Here is a 248-nt window from a genome sequence, read left to right as displayed (position 1 = left end):
TACTTACAGCTCCCCGAAGCATATCGGCGTTAGTCCCGTCCTTCATCGACTCCTAGTGTCAAGGCATCCACCGTGCGCCCTTTCTAACTTAACCAAACTAAAATTAAAAAATATGAGCTACACTGTTATCTAGTTTTCAAAGAACATACATTTATTTCTGAGAGATAGTTCTCTCAAAACTGAACAAAACGAAACACGGAAACTTATATTGATGAACAGCGTTCATCAATTCTCCATAGAAAGGAGGT

At 39.1% G+C, this 248-nt stretch carries 1 rRNA gene; it reads right to left on the bottom strand.

Going from position 1 to position 248, the window contains the following annotated elements:
• Positions 1 to 94 (bottom strand): 23S ribosomal RNA (locus KFD70_RS29430); the annotation flags it as partial.
• Between the last annotated feature and the right edge of the window lie 154 nt (positions 95 to 248).

Origin of the sequence: Bacillus pfraonensis (assembly GCF_050768835.1) — a bacterium.
Lineage (GTDB): Bacteria > Bacillota > Bacilli > Bacillales > Bacillaceae_G > Bacillus_A > Bacillus_A pfraonensis.
The sequence above is the reverse complement of the archived record's forward strand: the minus strand, read 5'-3'. Positions and strand labels throughout refer to the sequence as shown.